This is a genomic window from Sphingomonas sp. NPDC092440, from assembly GCF_044754985.1.
Taxonomy (GTDB): Bacteria; Pseudomonadota; Alphaproteobacteria; order Sphingomonadales; family Sphingomonadaceae; genus Sphingomonas.
The window spans coordinates 114,951-135,083 of sequence record NZ_JBIVQA010000011.1; the positions used below are offsets into that span (position 1 = coordinate 114,951).

Annotated in this window: 18 protein-coding genes; 6 read left to right on the forward strand and 12 right to left on the reverse strand. The window is 69.2% G+C overall.

From position 1 onward, the window contains the following. Window positions 1-5: 5 nt before the first annotated feature. The 4 genes from ACIQCS_RS18045 (at window position 6) to ACIQCS_RS18060 (ending at window position 4,613) form a co-directional block, all read left to right on the forward strand. Complete coding sequence (locus ACIQCS_RS18045) at window positions 6-485, forward strand: DUF3830 family protein (RefSeq protein WP_345847296.1); 480 nt, start codon at window positions 6-8, stop codon at window positions 483-485. A 13-nt stretch (window positions 486-498) separates the two neighbouring features. Beyond that, a complete protein-coding gene (locus ACIQCS_RS18050) occupies window positions 499-1,398 on the forward strand; it encodes a bile acid:sodium symporter (RefSeq protein ID WP_345847295.1) in 900 nt (299 codons plus the stop codon). 166 nt (window positions 1,399-1,564) lie between these two features. Continuing rightward, on the forward strand, window positions 1,565-2,866 hold the full coding sequence (locus ACIQCS_RS18055) for an FAD-binding oxidoreductase (RefSeq protein WP_345847293.1): 1,302 nt from the start codon (window positions 1,565-1,567) through the stop codon (window positions 2,864-2,866). A gap of 34 nt (window positions 2,867-2,900) precedes the next feature. Further along, complete coding sequence (locus ACIQCS_RS18060; RefSeq protein WP_345847292.1) at window positions 2,901-4,613, forward strand: DUF885 family protein; 1,713 nt, start codon at window positions 2,901-2,903, stop codon at window positions 4,611-4,613. 67 nt (window positions 4,614-4,680) lie between these two features. On the opposite strand, the gene ACIQCS_RS18065 is transcribed toward ACIQCS_RS18060, so the two are convergent. From ACIQCS_RS18065 to ACIQCS_RS18080, 4 genes are read right to left on the reverse strand one after another with little or no spacing between them, the layout of a single operon-like run. Then, window positions 4,681-6,114 carry an indolepyruvate oxidoreductase subunit beta family protein gene (locus ACIQCS_RS18065; protein ID WP_345847291.1) on the reverse strand — a complete coding sequence of 478 codons (1,434 nt, stop codon included), beginning with the start codon at window positions 6,112-6,114 and terminating at the stop codon, window positions 4,681-4,683. Then, on the reverse strand, window positions 6,114-8,240 hold the full coding sequence (locus ACIQCS_RS18070) for an indolepyruvate ferredoxin oxidoreductase subunit alpha (RefSeq protein ID WP_345847290.1): 2,127 nt from the start codon (window positions 8,238-8,240) through the stop codon (window positions 6,114-6,116). Before ACIQCS_RS18070 ends, ACIQCS_RS18065 begins: the two co-directional genes overlap by 1 nt. A 4-nt stretch (window positions 8,241-8,244) precedes the next feature. Beyond that, window positions 8,245-9,024, reverse strand: coding sequence for a cyclase family protein (locus ACIQCS_RS18075; protein WP_345847289.1), 780 nt, complete (start codon window positions 9,022-9,024; stop codon window positions 8,245-8,247). Between the two features lie 37 nt (window positions 9,025-9,061). Then, window positions 9,062-10,915: a tetratricopeptide repeat protein gene (locus tag ACIQCS_RS18080; RefSeq protein WP_345847287.1), complete on the reverse strand. Its 1,854-nt coding sequence runs from the start codon at window positions 10,913-10,915 to the stop codon at window positions 9,062-9,064. A 129-nt stretch (window positions 10,916-11,044) separates the two neighbouring features. Here ACIQCS_RS18080 and ACIQCS_RS18085 point away from each other — a divergent pair, with 129 nt between their 5' ends. Further along, on the forward strand, window positions 11,045-12,442 hold the full coding sequence (locus ACIQCS_RS18085) for an amidohydrolase family protein (protein ID WP_345847286.1): 1,398 nt from the start codon (window positions 11,045-11,047) through the stop codon (window positions 12,440-12,442). An 87-nt stretch (window positions 12,443-12,529) separates the two neighbouring features. Here the strand turns inward: ACIQCS_RS18085 and ACIQCS_RS18090 are convergent, their stop codons facing one another. After that, the gene (locus ACIQCS_RS18090) at window positions 12,530-13,051 is read right to left on the reverse strand and encodes a MarR family transcriptional regulator (protein ID WP_345847285.1); all 522 of its coding nucleotides are present in this window, start codon (window positions 13,049-13,051) and stop codon (window positions 12,530-12,532) included. Window positions 13,052-13,324: 273 nt separating this feature from the next. Between ACIQCS_RS18090 and ACIQCS_RS18095 the strand changes: the two genes are divergently transcribed. Next, window positions 13,325-14,653, forward strand: coding sequence for a M24 family metallopeptidase (locus ACIQCS_RS18095; RefSeq protein WP_345847283.1), 1,329 nt, complete (start codon window positions 13,325-13,327; stop codon window positions 14,651-14,653). 260 nt (window positions 14,654-14,913) lie between these two features. On the opposite strand, the gene ACIQCS_RS18100 is transcribed toward ACIQCS_RS18095, so the two are convergent. Genes ACIQCS_RS18100 through ACIQCS_RS18130 form a run of 7 tightly spaced genes read right to left on the reverse strand, consistent with a single transcriptional unit; the run spans window position 14,914 to window position 20,133 of the window. Next, entirely contained in the window at window positions 14,914-16,089 is a 1,176-nt protein-coding gene (locus ACIQCS_RS18100; RefSeq protein WP_345847281.1) for an acyl-CoA dehydrogenase, read from the reverse strand. A gap of 11 nt (window positions 16,090-16,100) precedes the next feature. Then, window positions 16,101-16,505: a RidA family protein gene (locus ACIQCS_RS18105; RefSeq protein ID WP_345847278.1), complete on the reverse strand. Its 405-nt coding sequence runs from the start codon at window positions 16,503-16,505 to the stop codon at window positions 16,101-16,103. Then, window positions 16,502-16,906, reverse strand: a complete 405-nt coding sequence (locus ACIQCS_RS18110) for a thioesterase family protein (RefSeq protein WP_345847276.1) — start codon at window positions 16,904-16,906, stop codon at window positions 16,502-16,504. Before ACIQCS_RS18110 ends, ACIQCS_RS18105 begins: the two co-directional genes overlap by 4 nt. Next, a complete protein-coding gene (locus tag ACIQCS_RS18115; RefSeq protein WP_345847274.1) occupies window positions 16,906-18,072 on the reverse strand; it encodes an acyl-CoA dehydrogenase family protein in 1,167 nt (388 codons plus the stop codon). The genes ACIQCS_RS18110 and ACIQCS_RS18115 overlap by 1 nt, the downstream gene beginning before the upstream one ends. Then, complete coding sequence (locus tag ACIQCS_RS18120) at window positions 18,072-18,887, reverse strand: enoyl-CoA hydratase family protein (RefSeq protein WP_345847271.1); 816 nt, start codon at window positions 18,885-18,887, stop codon at window positions 18,072-18,074. The genes ACIQCS_RS18115 and ACIQCS_RS18120 overlap by 1 nt, the downstream gene beginning before the upstream one ends. Further along, window positions 18,884-19,375: a MarR family transcriptional regulator gene (locus tag ACIQCS_RS18125; RefSeq protein ID WP_345847268.1), complete on the reverse strand. Its 492-nt coding sequence runs from the start codon at window positions 19,373-19,375 to the stop codon at window positions 18,884-18,886. Before ACIQCS_RS18125 ends, ACIQCS_RS18120 begins: the two co-directional genes overlap by 4 nt. Beyond that, window positions 19,372-20,133: an SDR family oxidoreductase gene (locus ACIQCS_RS18130; RefSeq protein WP_345847266.1), complete on the reverse strand. Its 762-nt coding sequence runs from the start codon at window positions 20,131-20,133 to the stop codon at window positions 19,372-19,374. Before ACIQCS_RS18130 ends, ACIQCS_RS18125 begins: the two co-directional genes overlap by 4 nt.

Consider the following 20,133-nt stretch of genomic DNA (forward strand, 5'->3'; position numbering starts at 1 on the left):
TTTCGATGGATCTGGTACGTTTCACGGAGCCGAAATCGGGACTGTCGGCGCGCTGCCGCCTGCTCCCGCAAGCGGCGCCGTTGTCCTGCGAATTCCTGCGCGATCTCGCCGCGCGGCGCGCCTCGTTCGAGGCGATGCACGCGATCTGGACCGGGCCCGAGATCTCGGTGCCGATGCCCTCGGCATCCCTTCCCGAAGGCATGGCCCGGCCGCCGATCCCGGCCGAGAACGCCACCTCCTATCCGGGCGCCGGCGACATCGTGCTGGCCTATCTCGCGCCGGGCAGCACCCAGGGCCTGCCGCCCGGGCCCTTCTACGACATCGGCATCTTCTACGGTGCCGGCGGCCGGCTGCTGATGCCGTTCGGCTGGATCCAGGCCAATGTCTGCGCCCGCATCCTCGACGAGGATCTGGAAAAGGCCGTCGCCGACTGCCGCACGATCCGGCGGAACGGCGCCTGCACCATCACCGTCGAACCGGCCTGAGGGGGAGCGGGACATGACCTATGCCGATCTGATGTCCGTCCTGGGGCACTGGGTGCTGCCCGGCTCGCTGATCGCGATCATGGCCTCGATGGGCCTGTCGCTCACTGCCGAGGATTTCCGCCAGGTATTCCGCAACAAGCGCGCGCTGGTCTTCGGCGTCTGCTCGATGCTGATCGTGCCGCCGCTGATCGGGGTCACGCTGGCGCTCACCGTGGCGCCTACGCCGGCGCTGGCGGTCGGCTTCGTGCTGCTCGCCACCACGCCGGGCGGCATGCTGTCGAACCTCTTCACCGACATGGCGAAGGGCGATCTCGCCTTGTCGATGTCGATGACGCTGCTGCTCAGCATGATCTACATCTTCGTCGTCCCCTTCTATGCCCATTTCGCGCTGAGCCACTTCCTGGGGCTCGAGGCCGATGTGAAGGTGCCGCTGGCCTCGTTCTTCTGGGACATCTTCTCGATCACCGTGCTTCCCGCCGCCGCCGGCTTCACGCTTCGTGCCTTGCGCCCCGGCTTCGCGATCGCCTTCAAGAAATATCTGAAGAACATCGCGACGATCGTGCTGTTCACTGCTTTCGGCTTCATCCTGTTCGATCAGGTGCCGGTGCTGCGCGAGAATCTGGGCGCGCTGTTCTGGATCACCGTGGCGCTCAACCTGATCATGGTCTGCGTGGTGATGACGATCGTGCGCTTCGCCGGCTTCTCCCGGCGCGAGAACATCGCGATCGGGATCGAGCATCTGATGCGGCAGGAGGGCACGGCGATCTTCATCGCGGTGAGCATCGTCGGCAACAACGAGATGTCGCTGCCGATGATCATGAACACGCCGGTGGCGCTCTGCTTCGTGCTGGCCTTTGTCACCATCGCGCGCCGCACCGAGCGTGCCGGGAGAAACGCGCCCGCCGCTGCCTGACCGTCCATTGAGAACAACGCCTCTTTCAGGGGCGCGCAAACACCGCTCCCTTGCGGGGCGAACAGAGAGTTCGAGATTACATGCAAACGTCCCGTATCACGGACGTCGCGGGGGAGTTCTTGCCCTTCGCGCCGGCCCCCAGCCGCATCCTTGTGAAGGCGTGGTGATGGAGCATCAGTCCATTTCCCGTCGCCGGGGTGGCGGGCCGTCGACCAGGCCGGTCTGGGTCGCCACGGCGGCGCCCGGCCCCGAGCTCGCGCCGCTGGCGGCCGAGATCGAAGCGGACGTGCTCGTGATCGGCGGCGGCATCGCCGGCACGGCGACTGCGCTCCATCTTGCCGAGGCCGGTATCGACACGGTGCTGCTCGAGGCGGGCCAGCCCGGCGACCAGGCGACCGGCTGGAGCGGCGGGCTCGTCGCGCCCGACTATATCCGGCATACGCCCGAGACGATCGTCACGGCGCTCGGCCGCCACCATGGCGAGATGCTGACGCGGATGATCGGCGGATCGGCGCGGGCGGTGTTCGACCTGGTCGAGCGGCACGCGATCGACTGCGATGCCCGGCAGGACGGCTTCTACACGCCCGCGCACAGCGAAGGGCTGGCGGAGAGCCAGCGCGGCTATGCCGATCAGTGGCGATCGCGCGGCTATGACGTCCGCTTCGTCGAGGCGCGCGAGGCGCGGCATGCCTTCGGGGTCGAGCGCTATTGCGGCGCGCTGCGCTTCGGCGACGGCGGCAGCCTCAACCCGCTCGGCTATGTCCGCGGGCTTGCCCGGGCGGCGCTGACGAAGGGGGCAAGGTTGTTCGGCGAGAGCCCGGTGCAGGCGCTCCGGCGCGAAGGCGGCCGATGGATCGCGCGGACGCCGGGGGGCGCGGTATCGGCGCGGCGGGTGGTGCTGGCGGCGAATGGCGGCAATGCCCGGCTGCACCCGGCGCTGCGGCGCACGGCGCTGCCGCTCCACGTCGTCCAGTTCGCGACCGCGCCGCTGGACGATGTGCAGCGCGCCACCATCCTGCCCGAGGGCGGCGCCTTTACCGACAAGGTCTCCTATCTCTTCACCGCGCGGCTCGATCCGCAGGGGCATCTGATCTCGGCCTTCCCGATGTCGTTCCTGCTCCGGGGCGGCAAGGCGCATCTGCGCGAGGCCCGGCGCCGGCTCCGGCAGCATTTCGCCGCGCTGTCCGATCCCCGGATCGATCATATCTGGGAAGGGCTGGCCTGGGTGAATTCGTCCTTCCTGCCCGAGCTTTACGATCTGGGCGACGGTGCGCTGGCGATCCAGGCGGACAATGGCCGCGGCATCGGCATCAACACGCAGCTGGGCATCGAAGTGGCCGCGGCGATCGCGTCGAACAGCCGCGAGCGGCTCTCGGTCGTGCCGCGCACGCCGCATCCGATCCGGCTCCATGCCGGCGCGGCGCTGCTGCCCAAGCTGCTGATGACGATGGCCTGGCTGTCCAACTGAGCAGGTGTCTGGCCGATCCTCGAGGAGACCGCGCATGATCCGTGCCCTGCGATTGTTCCTGCTGCCGATCGGCGCCGCGTTGCTGCTTGGGGCGGGATCGCCCGATCTCGATGCGCTGATCGCCCGGTACGAGCGCTTCTCGGAAAGCTTCCCGATGGAGGCGGGCCGCTCCGATCCCTCGCATTCCCCAAAGGGCTGGCCGGTCGAGACGCCCGCCGGCATGGCCGCGCGCAAGGCCGAGCTGCTGGCGATCGACAAGGCGCTCGCCGCGCTGCCCGATGCGGCGCTGGCATCCGAGGACAGGAGGAACCGCGACTTTCTTCGCCAGATCATCGGCTGGCGCGTGGAGGGCATCGATCTCGACGAGCGCCGCTTCGCCTTTGTCGCGCATGAAGGCTTCTACAACACGCCCTATTATGCCGCGCGCAGCGTGGAGGTGCGCGGCGACGCCGATGGGCGGGCCTGGATCGCGCGGCTGCGCGGGGTGCCGGGCTATTTCGCCGAGCAGCGCGCCAATCTGGAGCGCGGTATCGCCACGGGCTGGACCCAGCCGGCGCGAGTGGTCGATGTCGCGGTGGCGGTGTTGCGCGCCCAGGTCGCGCGGCCCGTGGCGGAGGACCCGCTGCTCGCGCCGCTGAAGGGCAGGGACGCGCTGGTCGCGGAAGCGAGCCTGGTGATCGAACACGAGATCCGCCCGGCGCAGCGCGCGATCCTGGCCTATGTCGACGGCCGCTACCGCGCGCATGCCCGCAAGGGGCTGGGCATTGCCGATATTCCCGGCGGCCGGGGCTATTACGGCTTCCTCCTGCGCTACTACACGACCACCGACCTTACCGCAGAGCAGGTCCATGCCCTCGGTCTTTCCGAGGTGAAGCGCATTCGCGGCGAAATGGACAGGGTGATCGCGGAGAGCGGCTTCAAGGGCAGCTTTCCCGAGTGGCTGCGCCAGCTTCGCACCGATCCCCGCTTCTATGCCCGCAGCCGCGAGGAACTGATCGGAAAGTACAGCGCCGCCGCCAAGCGCATCGACGGTCTGCTCCCCCGCTGGTTCGGCACGCTGCCGCGCCAGCCCTTCACCGTCGAGCCCGTGCCCGCGGACCTGGAGGAAGGCTATACCACCGCCCGCTCGGGCGGCGGCGACTTCTCCAGGGGCTTTCCGGGGCGGTTCATCGTCAACACCTCGCATCTCGACCAGCGCCCGCTCTACGAGGTGCCGGCGCTGACCCTGCACGAGGCCGCCCCCGGCCATCACACCCATGCGGCGATCGCGCAGGAGCATCCCGAATGGCCAAGCTTCCGCCGCCAGCGCGACCTGCTCGCCTTTCGCGAGGGCTGGGCGCTCTATGCCGAGCGGCTGGGGCACGAGATGGGCGTCTATCGCGATCCCTATGAGGCGTTCGGCAGCCTCTCGACCGAGATGTGGCGGGCGTGCCGGATGGTGGTGGATACCGGCATCCATGTGATGGGCTGGAGCTACGAGCAGGCGCGCGCCTGTTTCACCGAGAACACCGCCCTGGCCGATATCAACATCGATACCGAGCTGGCCCGCTATATCGGCGCGCCCGGCGGGGCGGTGGCGTACAAGGTCGGCGAGCTGAAGATCGTCGAAATGCGCCGCCGGGCGGAGAAGGCACTGGGCGACAGGTTCGACATCCGCGCCTTTCACGACCTGATCCTGGCCCAGGGCCAGCTACCGATGACGATGCTGGAGGCCGTGGTGGACGACTGGATCGCGGCGCGGAAATAGCCGTTCGCCCAATCGTCATCCCGGCTTTCGCCGGGATGACGATTGAGTGCGGCGTGTCTGCTGCCGGTCAGGAAGCCAGCGCTTCCCCCAGCGCCACGCCCTCCTCGTCCGCCAGCGCCGCCTCGCGCAGGCGCCGCAGCCCGGCCGCATCCAGTCCGCCGGCCCGCCAGCGCTCGACGATCCGCGCATAGTTGCCCAGCCCGCGCGCGAACGTCTCGCCATAGCCCTTGATCAGCCGCTGGCATCGCGCCAGCTCGATCGCCGCATCGGCGTCCGCCGCGCGGATCAGCGCCAGCCAGTCCTCGATCCGGGCCTGCTCGACCTGGTACCGCAAGGTGCCGCGCCGCCAGCGCCGCCAGCCGGCGAGCAGCGAGAGGAGCAGGAACCAGCGCAGGCCGGTGGTCTCGACATGGCGGCCCTTTGCGAAGAGCGGCTCCAGCCGTCGCGACCAACGCTCGCTCGCCAGGATGCGGCGGCCGATGCCGGCGGGCAGCGTCTCGCAGACCTCCTCCAGCCGCGGGTGCATATATTCGGTGAGCTGGACGATCTGGCCGTCCTTCGCGCGAACCTCGCCCCGGACGCGGGCGAAACGGCTGGCGCGGACCTTGAGGTCGGCGACACGGATCGTGTCCTCATAGGACATCCACAGCGCGAGGTGACGCGCCGCCTCGGCGAGCAGCACCGGGTTGCTGCCCAGGCTGTCGAGCCGATCCAAGTACAGCACGGCGTAGTCGGAGTCCTGATAGTCCATCAGGCGCCGGACCCCTTCGCGGGCGAGGAACCGCGCTTCCCGCGGAAAGTCGGCGTCGATCCGCGCGGCCAGGGCACGGCCGGCTGCGGAGGTGGGAACGGTCGCGTCGGGCGTTTCCGGCTTCGGCTCGGGCTCCCCCCGGGCCGCGTCGAACCCCGCCGCGAAGCCGCGCAGATTCGCCTCCACCGCCTTGCCGCCGGCGCGGATCGCGTCCTCGAAGGCGGTACGGGGAAAGGGCAGGGCGCCGCTGCCGGCCAGCGCGCCGAACAGCACCGAGCTGATCACGCTGCCGGTGCGCTCGGCGGCCGCGTCCATGTCGAAGCCGATGAAGCGCCCGGCGCGTTCCCCCGCAGCGGCCAGGATCCGCTCGGTGCTCGCCCGGCCATCGCCCATCGCCGACTTCTCGGCGATGGCATAGACGCGGTGCGTGGAGCCGATCAGCGTGGTGCGGCTGGTGACGAATCCGCGCAGGATCGCCCGGCCCGCTTCCATCAGCTCGGAGGCGACGACGATATCCACATCGCCCGGCACCGGCGTCAGCGCCAGCACGGGCGTGCCGGTGTCGCCCTTCGGGATCATCTCGACATAATAGATGGTGGCGCCGGTGCGCTGGGCGACGCCGGGAACCGACGTGCCCTGCGCGACATGAGCGCCGCGCTCGCCAAGCTGGACGATCCAGTCGGCCAGCACGCCGCCGCCCTGGCCGCCAAGGCCCAGCACCGCGATGGTGATCCGCGCGCGCTCCGGCATCAGAACGCCCTCGCGGCGATTGCGCGGGCCGCGCGGCGCTGAAGCGCGCCGATCACCCAGCCGCGCAGGCGCTGGCGGAGGCGATCCCGGCGATCGGGATTGGCGATGATCCGGGCCTTGTAGAAGGAAGGGCAGAGCACCGCGGCGTGGCTCACCTCGCCGCAAACGCCGCAGCCGACGCAGCTGTTCTCGACATGGGCCACGGGATCCTGGCGCAGCGGATCGGGATTGGGCCGGATCGTGAGCGAAGGGCAGCCGGAGAGGCGGATGCAGCTATGGTCGCCGGTGCAGGTATCGGGATCGACGCCGAAGCGCTCGCGCACCACGCGCCGGCCCTCCTTGAGCGCTTTCGCTGCCTGCGGCTTCAGCCGGCGCTGGCGGTTGAGCTGGCATTCGGACTGGGCGACCAGGACCTTGGGGCCCTTCTCCGCGCTCGTCAGCGCCGTGCGGATCGCGTCGCGCATGCCGGCCACGTCATAGGTACGCGTCATCGTCTGCGCCCAGCCGATGCCGATGCCGCGCACTGCCTTCTCGATCGGGTTGTTGGTCTTGCGGCCCGGTGGCCTGGCCCGCGAGGAGAGGATGTCCTGGCCTCCCGTGGCGGCGGAATAGCCGTTGTCGACGATGATCGTCAGATTGTCGTCCTGGTTGAAGACGGCGTTGCCGATCCCGGAGGTGAGGCCGTTATGCCAGAAGCCGCCATCGCCCATGATCGCGATCGCGCGCCGGTCGCGGGGTTTGAACGCGGACGCGCCGGCGGTGCCCAGGCCATAGCCCATCGTCGTGTTGCCGATATGGAAGGGCGGCAGGATCGAGAAGAGGTGGCAGCCGATATCGGCGGAGACATGGAAGGCGCCGAGCTCCTTCTGCACCAGCTTCATCGCCGAGAAGATCGGCCGCTCCGGGCAGCCGGTGCAGAATCCGGCCGGTCGCTGCGGCACCGCGCCGGGGGGCAGGGCGGGGGCGGCGGCTGCGGGTTCTTCGGCAGGCGCTCGCTCGGGAGCATAAGCGCGCAGGAATTTCGCCACCCCGTCCCGGATCACCACACCGCCATATTCGCCCGCGCGCGGCAGCATCTCCTTGCCGACGATCCGCGTGTCGAGCCCGGCGCGGCGCACCAGGGTGTTCAGCTCATGCTCGATGAACTCGGGCTGCCCTTCCTCCACCACCAGCACCGCGCGCTTGCCGGCGCAGAAGTCGCGAACCTCGTCGGAGATCAGCGGATAGGCGACATTGAGCACATATGCCGGGATCGCCATCTTCCCATAGGCGTCGGACAGGTCGAGCAGCTCGAGCGCGCGATTCAGGGAGTTGAACAGCCCGCCCTGCACGATGATGCCGATCTCGTCGCTTTCGGGCCCGAAATGCTCGTTGAGCTTGTGTTCCCGGATGAAGCGGATCGCGGCGGGCCAGCGCTGCTCGATCTTCTCCACCTCGTGGAGGAAATTGGCTGGCGGCAGCACGATCCGGTCGACATCGCGCACCGGCGCCTCGGCCGCTTCCGCCACGGTGAGCCGGGGACGCCGATTGTCGCGCGCGACGAAGCTGCCGGTGACGTGGCAGGCCCGCACCCGCAGCTCGAGCATCACCGGGGTGTTCGACGCCTCGGACAGCGCGAAGCCCTTCTCGACCATGTCGACGATCACCGGCAGGCTGGGCCGGGGATCGAGCAGCCACATCTGCGACTTCATCGCAAAGGCATGGGTGCGCTCCTGCATGATCGAGGAGCCTTCGCCATAATCCTCGCCGAGGATGATCAGCGCCCCGCCGGTCACGCCGCCCGAGGCGACGTTGGACAGCGCGTCGGAGGCGACATTGGTGCCCACCACCGATTTCCACGCCACCGCGCCGCGCAGCGGATAGTTGACCGAGGCGGCCAGCATCGCCGCCGCCGTCGCCTCGCTCGCCGAGCTCTCGAAATGGACGCCGAGTTCGCCCATCAGCGCACTCGCGTCGGCGAACACGTCCATCAGATGGCTGATCGGCGAGCCCTGATAGCCGCCGACATAGGCCACTCCCGCCTGGAGCAGCGCCTTGGTGACGGCAAGGATCCCTTCGCCATGGAAGGTCTCGCCCTCTCCCAGCCGCAGTTGCTCGACTTCCGCCTTGAACGAACGCTCGGCCATCCGCTCAGCCCGCGACCAGCGCCAGGACGCGCAGCGGGCTGCCCGAGCCGCCCCTGATCTTGAGCGGCGTGGCGAGGATCACTGCGCCGGTGGGCGGCAGCAGGTCGAGATTCTCCAGGCACTGGAGCCCGTAGCGGCCCGCCGCGTGGAACAGCGTGTGCGCGGGATAGGCCGGGTCGAGGAGATGCGCCTGGCCGGCATCGGTGCCGATCGTCTCCACGCCGAGCCCATGCGCGTCGCGCGCGTCGATCAGGAAGCGGACCGCTTCCGCCGAGGGGCCGGGCGTGTGCGCCCCGTCCTCGCGGCGATTGGTATAGGCATCGACGTCGCGCTTCGACCAGTCGGTGCGCAGCAGGATCCAGCTGCGCGGCGGGATGCGGCCATGCTCGGCTTCCCAGGCTGCGATATCCTCGACGGTGAGGAGATAATCGGGGTTCTCGGCCGAGCGGGCGGAGATGTCGATCACCACGGCGGGCGCGATGAAGTCGGCCGGGGGCACCGTGTCGACGGCGTTGTTGGGCAGGTCCCTGCCGGTGATCCAGTGGATCGGCGCGTCGAAATGGGTGCCGGTATGCTCGCTGACGGTGAAGTTGTTCCAATACCAGGCGACGCCGCGCTCGTCATAGCGCGAGATCTCCTCCTGGCTGAAGCCGGCGCACTGGCCGAACTCCGGAGGCAGGACGAGCGTGGGCGTGTCGGGCGACAGTGTCTGGGTGAGGTCGATCGCGCGGATCGCGCCCGATGCGATGCCTGCGGCGAAACTCTCGAGCGTCTGGCTGGTCATGTCTGTCCTCCCTGGGGCTGGTTGTGCTCGCGCCCGGTCATGCGGGCACGATGTCGAAGGCGATGGTGGTGCGGTGGCCGGCATCCTCGAACGGCACCGTCCCGTGGTAGAAATAGGAGGGGAACAGCACGAGCAGCCCCGGCTCGGGCCGGATCATGCGGGTGATCCGCTCGCGTTCGCCGAGCCGCAGCCCGCTCTCCCCGAACTTCAGCCAGCCCTGGCGGTGGAAATCCACTGCCCGGGGCAGGGCGACATAATAGCAGGCGCTGATCCACCCCTCGGGGTGGATGTGGTTCTCGTGGAAGCCGGCGCTGCGCAGCCGCACCGACCAGGAGCCGGAAAAGGCGAAGCGGCCGGTGTTGCGGCGGAGGAAAGGGTGGTCGGGATCGTCCGGCAGTGCCGCGAGCCAGGCGCGGACCCGTGCCTCGATCATCGCGCGCACCGCGGCGATCGTGGGATCGGGCCGGGCGAACAGGTCGTCGCTGGTCTGGCTGCCGCCGCGCAGCGTCTGCCCGAGGGGATGTCGGCGGTCGCGGTGGAGCGGGGTGAGCGCGGCGTCGAGCCGCGCGTTGAAGCCGGCGGCATCGCTGCCGGGCGGCGCGACCAGGCTCGCCGAGACCAGGCGCTCGGCATCGTTCAGCCAGGTTTCGCGCGGGTCACCGGTGAAGCGCCAGGCGAGGCCCTGGAGCGCAAGCGCCTGCTGGTCGAACGGATCGGCGGCGAGCAGCGGCTCCAGCCGCGCGAGCGCTTCGGCAGGGCGATCGAGAATGACATGTGCCCGGGCAGCCTCGCGCGCGGCGGGCGCGAAGCCGGGATCGCGGGCAAGCGCGGCATCGAATTCCGCGAGCGCTGCTTCCGGCTCGCCCAGCGACCAGCGGGCCCGGCCGAGCTGGTGGCGCAGTTCCGCGCCGGCGCGGCCGGCGTGGGGGGCGAGCAGCGCGGCGGCACCGGCGGCATCCCCGGCCAGCAGCAGCCGGTCGGCCAGGTCGCAGAGCAGCCCTTCGTCTCCGGGAAAGCGGGCCAGCGCGGCGCGATAGCTGGCCAGCCACGCCTCGCCGCGCCCTTGCCGCCACAACAGGTTGTTGAGCGACCGGTGCGCGGCGCGATCGGCGGGGCGCAGGGTGATCGCGCGTTCATAGGAGACGATGGCGGCGTCGGTCCGGCCCAGATTCTGCAGGCAATGGCCCAGGACATAGGCGATCTCGGGATTGGCCGGATCGATCTCGGCAGCGCGGGCGAGCAGCGGCAGGGCCTCTTCCGGCCAGCCGGCAAGGCGCAGCGCGACGCCCAGGTTGAGCAGCGTGGCGGCATGGTCCGGCCGCAGCGCGAGCGCGGTGCGGAAGGCGGCGATGGCGTGATCGAGCTCGCCATTCGCCCGCCGCGCCTGGCCGAGTATGGCCCAGGCGCGCGCGTTGCGCGGATCGCGGCGCAGCAGCGGGGCGAGCGTCTCGCAGGCGGGCTGGGGCTGCCCGGCGGCGAGCAGGGCGATCGCCAGGTTCACCCGGGCCTCGTCATAGCCGGGCGCGAGCGACAGCGCCTCGCGATAGGCCCGCACCGCGCCGGCGGAGTCGCCCAGGTCGCCAAGGCTGTTCCCCAGATTGTTGTGCACATGGGGCTGATTCGGCGCGGCCGCGAGCGAGCGGCGGAAGAGCGCCACCGCCGCCGCGTGCCGGCCGGCCTGCCGCGCGATCATGCCGAGCAGCTGGAGCGCGTCGGGATTTTCGGGCGCGAGCTCCAGCAGGTGCAGCAGGATGGCCTCCGCCGCTTCCCCCTGGCCGCCGCGCGCCAACGCCATGGCATGCTGCAGGGCCTCGCCCAGCGCCGGCGCGCCGAGGCCGTCCGACTCCGCGGGCGGAGGGGCCGGGCCTTCATGTCGCGGTGCCTGCTCCATCGAACGCAATTCCCATGGCGGATGTCCTTCCGGGAGCCCGCCGAGGGGGAAAGGTTGCAAATGCCCCTTGTTTCGTCAAGAGAATCACGCTTTAAATCATGTGTAAATGGGAATGATGAGGATGTTGCCATGGGGGAATCGAGGAAGGGCGGCGCGGTTCGGAAACAGCTCCTGCGGGGTGCGGCGATCTCGGCGGCGCTGCTGATCGGCGTGTTGACGCCGCATCTCGGGCATGCGCAGCGCGCGATCCCCGAGACGACCGACGATGTCCGCCGCCTGCCGATCCCGCCGATCGATCGCAGCCATGAGCCGGTGATCGTGCTCAGCGGCGGGACGCTGCTCGACGGGCGGGGCGGCGCGCCGATCCCGAACGCGGTGGTCGTGCTCCAGGGCGACCGGATCCTTGCCGCCGGCCCGGCCGGCACGCCCGTGCCCGCCAACGCGGCGCGGACGATCGATGCGCGAGGGCTGTGGATTCTGCCCGGCCTGATCGACCTGCATATCCACTTCACCCAGCAGCGCGGCACCGACATGGGCCGCTATTCCGACAGCCCGGCCGCCGCGGCGATCCGCGGCACGGTGCTGGCCGAGCAGATGGTCACCGCGGGCATCACCGCTGCGCGCGATGTCGGCACGATGGACGACGTGGCGTTGCGCATCAAGGAAGCGGTGGATCGCGGCATGATCCGGGGCCCGCGCGTGATGTGGAGCGGCAAGCTGCTCGCCAGCACGGGCGGGCATGGCGACGAAGTGACCTCCACCGCCACCGGCCGCGAAAAGCCCAATCTCGGCGGCGATCCGCACGGCGTCGACGGGCCCTGGGAGTGGCGCAAGGCAGTGCGCGAGCAGGTCCGGCGCCTGGCCGACTGGATCAAGATCAGCGCCCCGGCCGCCCGGGAGGAACTCGCCGCGGCGATCGACGAGGCGCATTCGCTGGGCGTGCCGGTCGCGATCGACAGCTATGGCAAATATACCGACTGGGCGATCGAGGCGGGGGTCGACACGCTCGAGCATCCGCTGCTGCTCAGCGACCAGGCCGTGGCGCTGATGAAGAAGCACGGCACCGCCTTCGTGCCGACGATCGGCGCCTTCGACAATCTGCTCGAGGGCGGCTACCCGACCGCGGGCATTCCCAGCGGCGGCTTCTACTACACCCATTCGCGCCGCTTCGTGATCAACCAGCAGGATCATCTGAAGCGCGTGAACGAAGCCTGGCGCGCGGGCGTGCCGATCGGCGTGGGCACCGACATCCCGTTCGAGAATGAATGGCGCTATCCGGACGCCTATTTCCGCGAGCTCGACTATCTCCATCAGGCGGGCATGACCAATGCCGATGTGCTCGCCTCCGCCACCAGCATGGGCGCCCGGATCATGCGCATGGGTGACAAGCTGGGCACGATCGAGCCGGGCAAGATCGCCGACATCCTGGTTGTTGGCGCCAACCCACTGGATTCGCTGAAGAACCTGCGCGATGTCCGCTATGTCATCGCCGATGGCAAGCTGGTGGTGGACGGCAGGGGCCGGTAGATTAGGACCCGATACGACCCTCCCGTCATCCCCGCGAAGGCGGGGATGACGGGATCAGGCGGATCGATCGCCCGGCCGCGCTCCTTCTCACTCGATCGGCAGCTTGCTCAGGTTCGCGCTGATCTTCTGCAGGGTGCGCAGCAGATGGGCGATGTCGCGGTCGCTCACTCCGTCCATCGCGCGGTTGAACTGGCGGCCGACGATCGGCGTCAGCTTGCGCAGCGTCTGCTGGCCGGCCGGAGTCAGCGTCACCTCGGTGATGCGGTTGTCCTCGGGGTTGGGCTCGGTGGTGACGAGGCCCTGCTCGACCATCCGGTCGATGATCCGGCTGATCGTCGAGCGCTTGGTCAACGCCGCCTCGGCGATCGCGCCGATACTGGCCGGCTGGCGTTCGCGCAGCACCGTCATCACACGATAGATCGGCTTGGACACGCCATGCTTGTGCAGCACGATGTCCATGTCCTCGTGATATTTGAAGTCGGCATGCGCCATCAGGTAGAAAGGCGAGTTCTCGAGACGGAAATTGGGGCTGCTCGGGTCGTAGACGCTGCGATTGTCCATCAGGTCCTCTGCCGTTCTCGCCGTTTTCTTCACCGCGCTGGTGGCCATGTTTCCCTCAATCGTTCCGCAGGATCAAGACGTTGCGCCGGGCCGGACGGCATCGGGCAGGCGAATTAGCCGAAAACATATGTTTCTACACCTATCAATCGTCATTTGCGCCGGATCGGTTGTGTGGCGGAAACGCCATGGGCGCCCCATCGCGCGGGAAGGCGGGCCCATGCCGAACACGCGGTGAAATATCAACGAAAATTGCGTGATTATTGTTCCATTTCCGTGACGGGCCTGCCACGTTCCCCAGGTGTAAGTCACGGGAGAACAAGCGTGTCGTCGAAACGCCGCCATCGTCTGGCCCTGCCGCTTGCCGTCCTTCCCCTGCTGGCGGCGCTTCCCGCCCAGGGGCAGGAGGCGAAGCGGCGCTGGGACCAGATGTGCCAGATCCGCAAGGACAAGCTCGACCTGATCCTGCCCGAGGCGATGCGCGAGAACCGCATCGACATGTGGATCGTCGCCTCGCGCGAGGGGCATGACGATCCCAACGCCGCGCTGCTTGGCGGCGGCTATGTGGGCGATGTCGGCTATCATGTCTTCACCGATCGCGCCGGCAGCGGCCGGATCGAGCGGGCCGCGATGGGGATCGGTGGCGCGGCGTTCGACCAGTGCCCGCTCTATGACCTGAAGCTCTCGCCCGCCGAGCTGCGCAAGTTCGTCGAGGCGCGCGATCCCAAGCGGATCGGCATCGATGTGGCCAGCGAGATCGGCACCGCCGACGGGCTCAGCCATTCGCTCCACGCGAAGCTGGTCGAGACGCTCGGCCCGGCGCTGGCGGAGCGGCTGGTCCCGGCCGAGAAGCTGGTCTCCGACTTCCGTTCGCGCCACTCGATCCATGAAATCGCGGCCTTTGCCAGGGCGGGGGAATATTCGCGCACCATCCTGGAGCGCGCCCTCTCCAACGAAGTGATCGTGCCGGGCCACACCACCACCGGCGATGTCGCCTGGTGGATGATGGAGCAGCTCCACAAGGAGGGGCTGGGCAGCAGCTTCGGCCTGCCGAGCATCTATATCCTCGGCCCCGGCGAGCGCGGCCCGGTCTCGGGCGATCATGTGATCCAGCCGGGCGACCTGATCACGGTCGATTGGGGCGTGCACTATCTCTTCTACTATACCGACATGAAGCGCATGGCCTATGTGCTGAAGCCCGGGGAGAACGCGGCCCCGGCCGGCGTGCAGCGCGCCTATGACAAGGCGCAGGAAATCCGCCGGATGATCCTCGACGTGATCCGCCCGGGCGTGACTGCCGGGGACGCGCTCGCCGCGGTCAACAGGCGCGTGGCGGCGACACCGGGGCTGGCGCTCGGCCGCTATGACGATCCGAGCAAGGACATGAAGGTCTCGGACGTGGTGATCGGCAGCCATTCGGTGGGGGATTGGGGCCATGGCTCGGGTCCATCGATCGCCGACTTCAACCCGCTGCGCATGACCTACACGCTCCGCCCCGGCAATTTCCTGTCGATCGAACTGTTCCTCTACACGCCGGTGCCCGAATGGGGGGCGCGCAAGATCAAGATCCCGCTGGAGGACAACGGCGTGGTCACCGAGCGCGGCTTCGAATGGGTCTATCCGCCCAACAGCCGCATCCTGCTGGTGAAGTGAAGGCGTGCGGGCCGCTCCGGGCGCGCTTGCAATGTAGGGTTTCGCCTGCTTGGCTCGAGCGGTCGGCCCTGGCTGCCGGCCGCTCTTTTGCTTTGTTGGAAAGATAGGATCAGCCGCGCGCAGCTATGTTGCGAGATGCGCGCGCTTTCCGGGAAAACAGGGAAAATAGGCCGCGCGAGGAATTCGCGGTGGTGCGACCTTTGTGACCCTTGGCGGGCGGGCTCCCGGCGCGTTGTTGGAAACGGCCGGGAGCGCGCAGGTCAGAAGGCGGCGATGCCGGTGATCGCGCGGCCCAGGATCAGCGCATGGACGTCGTGCGTGCCCTCATAGGTGTTGACCGTCTCGAGGTTCATCAGGTGGCGCATCACCTGGAACTCGCCCGAGATGCCGTTGCCGCCGTGCATGTCGCGCGCCGCCCGGGCGATGTCGAGCGCCTTGCCGACATTGTTGCGCTTGACGATCGAGATCATCTCGGGGGCGAAGCGGCCGGCGTCGATCAGCCGGCCCACCCGCAGGGAAGCCTGCAGGCCGAGCGCGATCTCGGTCTCCATGTCCGCCAGCTTCTTCTGGAAGAGCTGGGTCGCGGCGAGCGGCTTGCCGAACTGGTGCCGGTCGAGCCCATATTGGCGGGCGGCATGGAAGCAGAATTCGGCGGCGCCGAGCGCGCCCCAGCTGATGCCGTAGCGGGCGCGGTTGAGGCAGGAGAAGGGGCCCTTCAGCCCCTCGACCTCGGGCAGCAGCGCGTCCTCGCGCACCTCGACATCGTCGAGCTGGATCATGCCGGTGATCGAGGCGCGCAGGCTCAGCTTGCCTTCGATCCTGGGTGCCGAGAGGCCCTTCATGCCCTTTTCGAGCACGAAGCCGCGGATCGCGCCGCCATGCGCGTCCGACTTGGCCCAGACGATGAAGACGTCCGCGATCGGCGCGTTGGAGATCCAGGTCTTGGCGCCGTTCAGCCGATAGCCGCCGTCGATCCGGGTGGCGCGCGTGCGCATGCCGCCGGGATCGGAGCCGGCATCGGGTTCGGTCAGCCCGAAGCAGCCGATCCATTCGCCGCTGGCGAGCTTCGGCAAATAGCGCAGCCGCTGCGCCTCCGAGCCAAAGGCATGGATCGGGTACATGACCAGGCTCGACTGGACGCTCATCATCGAGCGATAGCCCGAATCCACGCGCTCCACTTCGCGGGCGATCAGGCCATAGGCGACATAGGAAGCGCCGACGCCGCCATAGGCCTCGGGCACGGTCGGCCCGAGCAGGCCCAGCGCGCCCATCTCGCGGAAGATGTCCGGATCGGTGACTTCCCGGTCGAACGCCTCGATCACGCGCGGCGCGAGCCGGGCCTGGGCATAGTCGCGCGCGGTGTCGCGGATCATCCGCTCCTCGTCCTCCAGCTGCGCGTCGAGCAGCAGGGGATCGGCCCAGTCGAATTTCTGCATGTCAGGGTTCCTCAGGCAGTGGGGACGACCGCGATCGTCTCGATCTCGACCTTGGCTTCCGCCTCGACCAGCGCGGCGACCTCGACCACGGCCATCGCCGGATAGTTGCGGCCGATCAGCTCGCGATACGCCGCGCCGATCTCGGCGATCCGGGCGAGATATTCGGTGCGGCTGGTGACGTACCAGGTCATGCGCACGATGTGCTCCGGGCCGGCGCCACCCTCGGCGAGGATCGCCAGCGTGTTGACCAGCACCTGGCGGAACTGGCCGGCGAGATCGGGGGCGACGAAGCGCTCCTCCGCGTCCCAGCCGACCACGCCGGCGGTGAACAGCATCCGGCCGCTGGCCGCGATGCCGTTGGCATAGCCGCGCGGGCGCTTCCATCCGGGGGGGAGCAGGCTCTGATGGGCTGTCATTGGCATTCCGTTTCAAGGCGTTGGCGATATTCGGGGGGCCAGGGCCGCGACTTGCCGCCGGCAAGATCGATCAGCACCTGGGTGAGGCGGACCGAGAAGCGCGGCGCGCCCTCGCACGTCACCTCCACTTCCAGGTCGATCGAGCTGCGGCCCAGCCGGGTGAGGCGCACGGCGAAATCGAGCCGGTCGCCCAGCCTGCTCGGCGCGGTGAAGGTGGAGGAGAGGTTGACGGTGGGCAGGCCCAGGCCGCGCCCCATGTGCATGGCCCGCCGGTCGTCGCCCAGCACCGCCGGGGTCCAGTCCTCGACCGCGGCGTCGCACAGCTCGAGGCAGCGTGGGTAGAAGGCGATCCCCGCCGGGTCGCAATGGGCGAAGCGCAGCGGATAGGCGACGCGGAACATCAGCCGGCGCTCTGGGCGAGGTGCTGGCGGGCGATGACGATCTTCTGCACCTCCGAGGCCCCTTCATAGATGCGCAGCGCCCGGACCTCGCGGTACAGCGCCTCGACCGGCGCGCCGACGGTGACGCCCAGGCCGCCGAAGATCTGCACCGCCTTGTCGATCACCTGCTGGGCGCTGTCGGTGGCGTGGAGCTTGGCGAGCGCGGCCTCGCGCGTGTTGCGCTGGCCCCGCACGTCGCGGAGCCAGCCGGCGCGGTAGATGAGGAGGGCGGAGGTATCGATGTCGAGCACCATCTCGGCGAGCTTGGACTGGGTGACCGGATTGTCGGCGAGCGTGCCGTCGCCGAGCCGCCTGGTACGGGAGCGCGTGGTCGCTTCGTCGAGCGCGCGGCGGGCGAAGCCGAGCGCGGCGGCGCCCACGGTGGTGCGGAAGATGTCGAGCGTCGCCATCGCCGCCGCGAAGCCGCGCCCGGCTTCGCCGAGCAGGGCGTCCGCGGGCAGCGCCATGTCGGCGAACGCCAGCGTGGCGAGCGGGTGGGGGGCGATCACTTCGATCCGCTCGGTGACGCGCAGGCCCGCCGTGTCGGCATCGACGAGGAAGGCGGAGATGCCCCTGGCGCCCGGCGCTTCGCCGGTGCGGGCGAACAGGACGTAGTAATCGGCGATGCCGCCGTTCGAGATATAGGTCTTGGCACCATTCACGCGCCAGCCATTGCCGTGGCGCTCGGCCAGCGTCTCCATCGCGGCCACGTCGGAGCCGGAGCCCGGCTCCGTGAGTGCAAAGGCGGCGATCTTCTCGCCGCGCGCCACGGCGGGGAGATAGGCGCGCTTCTGCGCCTCGGTGCCGAACAGCGAGATCGTGCCCGATCCCAGCCCCTGCATGGCGAAGGCGAAGTCGGCCAGCCCCGAATGGCGCGCCAGCGTCTCGCGGATCAGCGCGAGCGAGCGGATGTCGAGCGTCGCGTGCACGCCGCCCCAGGCCGCTGGCACGCAGTAGCGCAGCCAGCCGCCGTCGCCGAGCGCGCGGACGAGCCTCCGGCATTCGGCATCCACGTCGGCGCCGTGATGGCCGGTGAGGTTGGCGATGCACCAGGCTTCCAGCGCTTCGGCCAGCGTGCGGTGGCCGTCGTCGAGAAAGGGCCAGTCGAGGAAGCTGCGGTCGGCCATCAATTGCCCTCGAACTCGGGAGTGCGCTTCTCCGCAAAGGCCTCGAAGGCGCGGCGGAAGTCCCTGGTCGCCATGCAGATCGCCTGGGCCTGGGCCTCCATCTCGATCGCGGTCTCGATGCTCACCGCCCATTCCATGCTGAGCTGGGTCTTGGTGATGCCGTGGGCGAAATTGGGGCCGGCGGCGATGCCGCGAGCCAGTGCCTGAGCCTCGTCCAGCAGCGCATCGGCGGGCACCAGCCGGTTGTGGAAGCCCCAGCGCTCGCCTTCCTCGGCCGACATCATCCGGCCGGTATAGAGCAGGTCGGCGGCGCGGCCCTGGCCGATGATCCGCGGCAGGATCGCGCAGGCGCCCATGTCGCAGCCCGCCAGGCCGACGCGCGTGAACAGGAAGGCGGTCTTGGCCGCCGGGGTGGCGAGGCGCAGGTCGGACGCCATCGCCATGATCGCTCCGGCACCGACGCAGATGCCGTCGATCGCCGCGACGATCGGCTGCGGGCAGGCGCGCATCGCCTTGACCAGGTCGCCGGTCATCCGGGTGAAGGCCAGCAGCTCGGGCATCGCCATCCCGGTCAGCGGCCCGATGATCTCATGGACGTCGCCGCCCGAGGAGAAATTGCCGCCGGCGCCGGTGAGGACGATCGCCTTCACCTGCGGCGCATATACCAGATCCCGGAAGGCATCGCGCAGCTCGGCATAGCTTTCGAAGGTGAGCGGGTTCTTCCGCTCGGGGCGGTTGAGGGTGATGGTCGCTATCCCGTCGGCAAACTGCCAGCCGAAATGCGCCGGCGCGAAGCTGGTCGGGTCCATGGTCATTCCTTCCCTCCATCGGCAGCGAGCGAATCCTTCAGTATCCCCAGCAACGCGTGAAGCTGGCCGCGCTCCTCCCGGCCCAGCCCTGCGAGCATCGCCTCGATCCATGCGTGATGCGCCTCGGCCAGCCCGGCGAAGCATTCGCGCCCCAGCTGGGTCAGCCGCGCGACCGAGGAGCGGCCGTCGGTGGGCGAGGGGGCCAGGCTCACATAGCGATCGCGCACCAGCGCCTGGACGACGCCGGTGACATTGCCGTTCGAGACGAGCAGCGCCTGGGAGAGCTGGCCCATCGTCATTCCCCCGGGATGGCGGTCGAGCGCGGCCATCACGTCGAAGCGGGGCAGGGTGATGTCGTACTGGTCGGCGAAGCCGCGCTTCAGCCGCTTCTCGATCACCGTGGTGCAGGTGAGCAGCCGCAGCCACAGGCGCACGCTGCCGCGATCGTCGAGCGCGCCGTCATGCTTCTCGCGGAGGGGGGCGGCGCGGGTCATGTCACTTCTCCCCCGGCGATCGGGATCGCCTGGCCGGTTACCGATCCGCTGGCCGGCAGGCAGAGCCACACTGTCGCGGCTGCCACTTCCTCGGGCGTTATCAGGCGTTTCTGGGGATTGTGGCGAGTCAGCTCGGCCAGTGCCTCCGCCGCGCTGCGGCCGGTGCGCGCGGCGATGGTCTCGATCGCCCTGGCCACGATATCGGTATCGGTGAAGCCGGGGCAGAGCGCATTGGCGGTGAGCGGCGTGGCGGCGAACTCGGCGGCGAGCGCGCGCATCAGCCCGATCGCGCCATGCTTCGAGGCGACATAGGCGGCGGTATAGCCATAGCCCTTGAGCCCCGCGGTCGAGGCGATGGTGACGATCCGCCCCGCCGGTGCCGCGAGCAGGTCCGGCAGCGCGGCTTGGCAGCAATGGAAGAGCGCGTCGAGATTGGTCGCCATCGTCGCGCGCCAGGCATCTGCCGTCACCCTGGCGAAGGGCGCACTGGGGGCGATGCCGGCGTTGTTCACCAGGATGCCGATCGGCCCGTGCGCGGTGCGGGCGGTCTCGAAGCCGATGTCGATCGAGGCGCGATCGGTCACGTCGACGGGGATGGTGATGGCGCCGAGGATCGTCGCGGCGACGGCCTCGATCGGCTCGACCCGGCGCCCGATCAGCGTCAGGCGCGCACCCTCTTCGGCCAGGGCCCGGGCGATCGCCGCACCGATGCCGGATCCGCCGCCGGTGACGACCGCATGGACATCTTTCAGGCGCAT